Source organism: Flavobacterium sp. A45, from assembly GCF_002001005.1.
Classification (GTDB): Bacteria; Bacteroidota; Bacteroidia; order Flavobacteriales; family Flavobacteriaceae; genus Flavobacterium.
In genome coordinates, this window is record NZ_MUNX01000037.1 from 34,765 (window position 1) to 41,981 (window position 7,217).

Below are 7,217 nucleotides of genomic sequence, written 5' to 3' on the forward strand. Positions count from 1 at the left end.
TCAATAAATTGAACAGCATCTAAATTTGAAAAAATGCAGGAAACAAGAAAACGCTGGCCATTGGAATTTAAAATTTGTGCCGTCACCATCAGCAGAGAGTACGGGAGCGTGCTTCGAGTAGCCCAAGAGCTCGGCATCAGTAAACACAGCCTGAATCATTGGAAAAAGCTTTACAAGGATGGAAAACTTGCCCTGCAAAAAACATCTGATTCATACACAAACCGAAAGGAATTATTAAGGTTAAAAAAGGAAATCAAGAATATCAAGCTGGAGCGCGATATTCTGGAAAAAGGTGCTGGGCATCTTTTGCAGAAAAGACGGGCACAATATCAATTTATCAAAGACAACACAGACATGTTTCCCATTGTCAAGATGTGCAAAATTTTCAAAGTTGATCCTAGCTGTTACTATAAATGGCTAAAAGGTCTACTTACCAGCAGAGCGGAACGCAGAGTTTTTGTAACATCGGAGATTTCAAGAATTTACCATTGGAGCCTGGGCAGGTATGGAAGCGTTAGAATCACCAAAGAATTGTCAACATTGGGCATAAAAGCATCCCGGTCTTTTGTTGGAAAGATAATGCTGGAGAATCATTTACAAAAGATTCCAAAACTAAAATTTAAAAGAACCACAATTTCTTCTCCCAAATATTCTGCAGTAGAGAATCTGTTAAACCAGGATTTCAAGGTGAGCAACCAAAACCAGGTATGGGTATCGGACATCACCTATATCCAGACTAAAGAAGGCTGGACATACCTTACCGCTGTCATGGATCTATTCGACCGCAAAGTAATAGGTTGGTCGTTAAGCAAAACCATGAAAACAAGCGACACCACAATTCCCGCATTCAAACAAGCCCTGATCAATCGTCCTTTAGTTCGTGACCAGAAATTGATATTTCATTCAGACCGAGGAATCCAATATGCCTGCAAAGACTTTGTTTACTTATTGACAAAAAGAGAGCAGATAGTCCAAAGCATGAGCAGAAAAGGCAACTGCTATGACAATGCAGTCGCTGAGAGTTTTTTCAAGACATTAAAAACAGAATTAATTTATCAAAACAAGTACACGACGATAAAAAAAGCAAAAAAATCAATCATTGACTACATCCAAAATTTCTATAATAGCTGTAGAAGACATTCCGCTCTTGGAAATTTAACAATAGAAGAATTTCATAATCAGTATAAAATAAATAGTTGTACAAATGTTGTTCATACAGCTAAATAATTATGTACCTGTTCACGAATATCAAGCGTTCACGTTTTCGTGAACATAAATATAACGTGAACAATATGAACAAACAGTAATTATACAGAACGCAATACAACCTTCAATAATATTTTCACAATTATTTCTAGTGCTATTATTTAAAACGATTCGCATTATTGATATGTCTAAAATGTTATTTTTTGAACTTAACAAATCTTTTGTGCTGACTTGCAACTTCCATTTTCTACTATGTTAATATTTATTTTGTCATTAAATTGACTGTTAAGTTTTCAATGCGTCTGAAATTCTTTATATGCATTTTTGATAAATGCTTTTATTTTACTTCGTTTATTTTATTAAATATCAAAAGCCCTAACTAACACCCCAAATAACTCTTTTACATCAATATTTCCTGCCCCCATTTCTTTAAAAATTTGTTTATCAGGTAAGTCATCCTTTACGGTTTCTGCAAAAATTATTATGTCCGATTTAATGCTATCTGCAATGATAAAACTATCTTCGGGAGTTAGTAATAATAACAATCTGAAAACATCCATTTTATGCTTACGCAATTGCTTTTCATCAATTTTTTCTCCGTTTTCTTTTCGGGTTTTATAGTCTAGAAATGCTTTCGCTTTTAAACCTATCAAAGCTTCTGTATTTGCCAAATGTATTCCGTTATCTAATTGGCTGTGTTGGATGGTAAAATTGTAATAATCATCATCCATTAATATCGCTGATAAACTCGGAATTTCTGTATCAACTGGAATTGGAGTTAAATGTGTGCCTTCATCCAAATCTAACAAATCGGGTATTCTTGAAAATAATTCAATTTGAAAAGGAAATTCTTCTACTTGTGGTTTTAGGAAACGATAGTATTTGCGGTCTTCTTCACTTTTTTCTTTGACTTCGTAATTTCCTTGTTTTACAAATTCCCAAAAATGTGCTACAAATTTCGGACTTAATGCTTCGATTACTAAAATAATATCAATGTCTTTTGTTGCTCTCGGCGTTAAACCAACACTGTCAATGATGATGTCACAAGCAGTTCCTCCTATGATGATATAATTATCTGTGAAATCTTTAAAATGTTGTCTAAATATTTCTAAACCTCTTACCATATGTATTTTTCTATTATTTGGTCTAATGCCATATCCGTTCTTTCGTCAATAAATCCATCTTTCAAACTTATGTATAGAGATAATGGATCTACATTATTTTTCTTTGTTATTCCTTTTGTGATTAATTCTGGATTGTATTTCCAAACTTCTAAAGCGTAGTTTCCGCTTTCATTATTCATATTTACTAATGGGGTTGTTTTTTCCAACTCATAGAATTTGTTTTTTTCTATGGCAAAGTAATCCAATCTACTTGGGTTCATATCGCTATATTCTTCCAATGCCGTAGCGTTAGAACAATACATTTTTATTGATGGTTTTTCATCTACATAAACTGTTTTTAGCACTGGATTTATAATATGTTTTTCAATGCTTTTCCAAAGTTTTGGGATATCAGTTTCGAATACAATATTTTTTTCTTTGGTTCCAACAACCTCAACAATAGCTAATCGTTTTAAATTTTCTATCGCTTTTGTTATCCCCATTTGAGTGTACTGGAATTTTTCTGCTAATTCTTTGAAGGTATATTGACTTAAATTATCTTCTCTGTGCAGTATTTGATATAGCAAAATTAATTGAGCGGAAGGTAGCAACAGAAATTCTTTTTGATATGCTTTCTCCTTATTGAAATCTTGAATATCTATAAGTAATTCTGCGAGAAACATTTGTTTTCCGGGAACGATGAAACTAATTTTTTGGTCAATAAGTCTTTTTCGATTTATAGCCGTGATGTCTTCGGTAACAATAATAATTCTTTTGTCTAATACCTTTTGGATTGCTATCACTTGTTGTCTTAATTGTGCAGCATTAAAAGCATCTTCTTTATTTACCTTTACTAAAATTAATTCGTGATTATGTAAATGAGTTACATAAAAATTAAAATTGTTCCTGAAAAGGAACGGTAATTTATTAGTGTACTCTTTTGATAACTCTTTTATTTCAAGGTCTTTCCCTAGTATTTGATGGATATATTCTTTTAATTTTTCCATAATAAACTAATAATTGTTATAATAAACTAGATAGGTTTATTGTGCAAATATAGGTTTATTATGTTAAATATCAATTTATTAATGTATATAATGCATTGAACTATGTATAAAAATAAACTTATTTATACTTTAAGATAAGTTTTGGAATTGAAACCAATATTCTCATTGTACTTTATATATCCCAATTGGTTAGTTACTAATTTAGTATTTCCGATTTGGAAATTACCAACGTTAGAATGATGATGGCCATAAATCCAATAATCAATATCGTTCTCTTCAATTAAGTCTGTTAGGTTGGTTGCAAAGGCCTCATTGATTTTACTATTAGCATATTTTTCTGGATAATTTACGAAAGTTGGCGCGTGGTGTGTTACAACAATTGTTTTATTATCTGATTTTATTGCAAATGCTTTTTGTATAAATTCGAGACTCTCTTGGTGTAGCAGGTTGTAATCATCAACATTGAATAATCGATCATTATACTTGATTACTTTAAAATCGGATATTGCTTGTTGAATTGTCCAATGCTTGACTTGAGAAATATTTGACCATAATGTTGAAAAAATCAAATTAACTCCGGGAACTTCTTTAATGCAATTGTTTACTAAAAAGATATTCTCCCTAATTTTTGTATCTAAAACTACATCATTATCAATCCTGTCATAGTAATACTCGTGATTTCCTGGTATCCAAAAAGTCGTTTCGAAATTTCTTGAAATGTAGTTGAAGAAATCTTGATGGTCTTCCATTATTTTAAAAGGTACAATGTCTCCAGCTAAAATAAGTATGTCAGCAATTGACTCAATTGGATTATCCAGAATGTATTGTTTGTTATCAGGGAATTCGAGATGTAGGTCAGAACAATATTGGATTTTCATAATTGAGAATGTCTTATGTTTTTACTTTATGGGTTTAATCTATTTAACAAACCTACAATTAATCCCATTCACTAACAAATTCACTTTTTCTTTCGCTTTCAATACTCATTTTAGAATACATAATATTTCGATTAATGATTTCTATAAATTCGTAGTAGTTTATGTTATTTTGTTCTACAAGAAAATCTCTTACTTTTTCTAATTGAGATAATTCAAATTGCATATTTGGTAACCTACTACCCATTGTAATTCCAGCAGAAGTATAAAAATCGAGTCTTTTGAAAAGTTCTGCATCACAACCTTTATCTAAAATTATTTTGAGAAAATCTAACATTTTATCTCTGTATATGCTTGTAATAATATTGAATATTAATTCAATCATTTTTTTGTTTTCAGTATTCAACAATTGATTATGCAAAAAATCAATTTCTTTTTGGCTATCCCTTCTAAATGCACTTGAAAATTCTGAAGCGCGATGAAGAAAAATACTTTTAAAATTCACTAAATAATTAATCATATTTTTAAAAACAATTTCATAATTGTCCAAATCCCACAGTTTCTGGAAATCATTTTCATTAAAATCTCTTCTAGATAAATAGTCTTTATCATCAAAATTATATTTCAATAAATCAATTATAAAATTTGGGTTTTGTGATAAAATCATCTTTAATACTTTCAAATCATAATCAAAATGCCTTCCTGCATTATCTAAATACAAATAAATCTTTTCAAGTTTTTTTAAGTTTCTTATGAAAGATGATTGATACTGGTCATTAACGATTTCGAAAAAATCACCATACATAAACAGATTATCATTTAATTCAGTTTTTAGAATTATTATATCGAGTAACTTCTCAATTTCAATTTCAACATTCAATTCTAAATCAGAAATCCTTTTTATAAGATGATCTATAAACCAAATATTTTTGAAATCATCTTTTTGTATTATATCCACAATTGAATTATAGTCCTCTATTTCTAAATATTCTTTTGGAATTCTTGTAAATAGTTCCATTAAATTAATATCACTATATGTACTGTTTTTAAATACTAATTTTAATTTTTCGACTTTATCTTTATCAAAATTTATGTTTGATATTATTACTCTAAAATATAAATTTTTTGAATATTCATACACAAACACATTTTCCAATACCTTAATAAATAGATTAAAATCTTTCTTAGCGAGATTTTTAAGTATGTCCGAAACGGGACTAGTTATTGTCTCAAAACAAGAATAATTCCCACTCTTATTCTCGAAAATTACATTCACGGACTGCATTAAATCTATATAATCATCAAAAGTATAATCTGAAAAATTATTAATTATCTTTTCATTTCTTTCAAATTTTTCATCTAACAATAACCATAATTTGAATTCTTTCGAACTAATAAGATTTTTCACTTCTTTTTTCACCTTAATTTTTAAATAACCAAGTTTCCTTATATAATTATGTACAATTGAAGATTCTCTAAATTCTCCACTATTGAAATTTTCTTCAAAAAACGGAAGTATTATTTTTTTATCAAAATTGATTATTCTTTTTTCATTTTGATGGCGATGTGAATACCTATGTTTATCAAAGAAGTCATATACACTATTTTTTAATTCGGCATTTTTATAACACTCAAAAATGAACTTAAAAAGTTTAGTTCTAAAATTATTTTGTTCTACAGTTAGTACAATATATTCTTGATTAAAGTAGAATTGTCTTCCGTTTCCACTATAATTACACTCGTAACTATCAATTAAATATTTATTCGCTATAAAGAGAATAATTTTAGAATAAAAAACACTATTTTCATTAACCTTTGAATATAAAAACTCAAAAAGTTTTATTTGAATTTTATAACCATATTCATAGCTAAACCTTTTATAGGTAAATGATTGTGTAAAAACTTTTAGTACTTTTGTAAAGAGCAGTTGACTTGATAGTCCGTACTTTAATAATAAAGTCAAAGCCACTTCAAACTTATCCGGTAGGTTTTGGAAATTTACTAAAAGATTGATTATTTTATCATCATACGATTCAATAGAATTGTCTTTGTAAATTTCAAACTTGAGAGTATCTATTTCAAAATCCGTTTCTGAACTTATAATTTTGTTTATAAATACTATTGTTTCTGTTTCTAAATAAAACCAAAAGCTTTCTAAAAATTTTATTGATTTATCTCGGTCTTCTTGAATAGAATTCCATTTTTGGTTAACATCATACAATATCAAATCTTTTATTTCATGAAAACCATAATTGCTAATTATTGGATTTAAAAGAGACATCAATGAAATTTTGCGGTCATCAAAGTGTAAATTCAATAGTTGTTTAAATGAAATATGTTGCTCTTTAATGAAAATCAAATAGAAAATATATTCTCCAAGAATTTGGTCAGCAATTTTATACGTGTTTTTGTATTCGTCAGCAATTTCATTTTTTACTAGTAAGCTTAATTTTTCTACTAATTCATTTTTGTTAATGTCAAAATGATTTGAAATTTCATTGATAACACCTGAATTAGAAATATCAATAGATCTAAATAGTGTTAGTATTCCAGCAGTCTTTAATAAAACTAAATCGTCTTTTATACTATTATTAGCAGAAGAAAAATATTCTTCTAATATTAATGATGCTTTAGTAAGTTTTTCGATTTCTTTATTTAATCCAGCGATGGCTCCCATTAGGGCAATTCTTGGATTTCCTTTTGAAATTGAATGTATTCTATCAGTATAATAATCATTAATATTAAATTCAGGGGATTGCAAGATTTTTGCTAATTCAGATTTCTCAAAATTTGCTAATTCAATTAAACCATTTTCTTTGAGCTGATATTCAATTTCTTGTTTCAAATAATTTCTAACAGTCATTATAATTTTAATGTCACCAGAATTGAATTCATTTTTAAAATTTATAATTGATGTTAAATTACTTTTGAGTTTATTAGCATCATCAACAACAATTATATATTTGTTGTTTTTTGTGATTTGTATTTTTAAATCATCCCAAATTAGTTGATTATTGTTTCTAATA

At 28.4% G+C, this 7,217-nt stretch carries 5 protein-coding genes; 1 reads left to right on the forward strand and 4 read right to left on the reverse strand.

Annotated elements, in window-relative coordinates; translation table 11 throughout:
* Nucleotides 1-33 precede the first annotated feature (33 nt).
* Nucleotides 34-1,227, forward strand: a complete 1,194-nt coding sequence (locus B0E44_RS01330; RefSeq protein WP_077370400.1) for an IS3 family transposase — start codon at nucleotides 34-36, stop codon at nucleotides 1,225-1,227.
* A 338-nt stretch (nucleotides 1,228-1,565) separates the two neighbouring features.
* Here the strand turns inward: B0E44_RS01330 and B0E44_RS01335 are convergent, their stop codons facing one another.
* From B0E44_RS01335 to B0E44_RS18705, 4 genes are all read right to left on the reverse strand, one after another.
* Nucleotides 1,566-2,330 carry a hypothetical protein gene (locus B0E44_RS01335; protein WP_077370401.1) on the reverse strand — a complete coding sequence of 255 codons (765 nt, stop codon included), beginning with the start codon at nucleotides 2,328-2,330 and terminating at the stop codon, nucleotides 1,566-1,568.
* On the reverse strand, nucleotides 2,324-3,316 hold the full coding sequence (locus B0E44_RS01340; RefSeq protein ID WP_077370402.1) for a hypothetical protein: 993 nt from the start codon (nucleotides 3,314-3,316) through the stop codon (nucleotides 2,324-2,326). Before B0E44_RS01340 ends, B0E44_RS01335 begins: the two co-directional genes overlap by 7 nt.
* 122 nt (nucleotides 3,317-3,438) lie before the next feature.
* Nucleotides 3,439-4,194: a metallophosphoesterase gene (locus B0E44_RS01345; protein WP_077370403.1), complete on the reverse strand. Its 756-nt coding sequence runs from the start codon at nucleotides 4,192-4,194 to the stop codon at nucleotides 3,439-3,441.
* A gap of 58 nt (nucleotides 4,195-4,252) precedes the next feature.
* Nucleotides 4,253-7,217: hypothetical protein (locus B0E44_RS18705; protein WP_077370404.1), on the reverse strand; the 2,965-nt coding region annotated here is incomplete at its 5' end.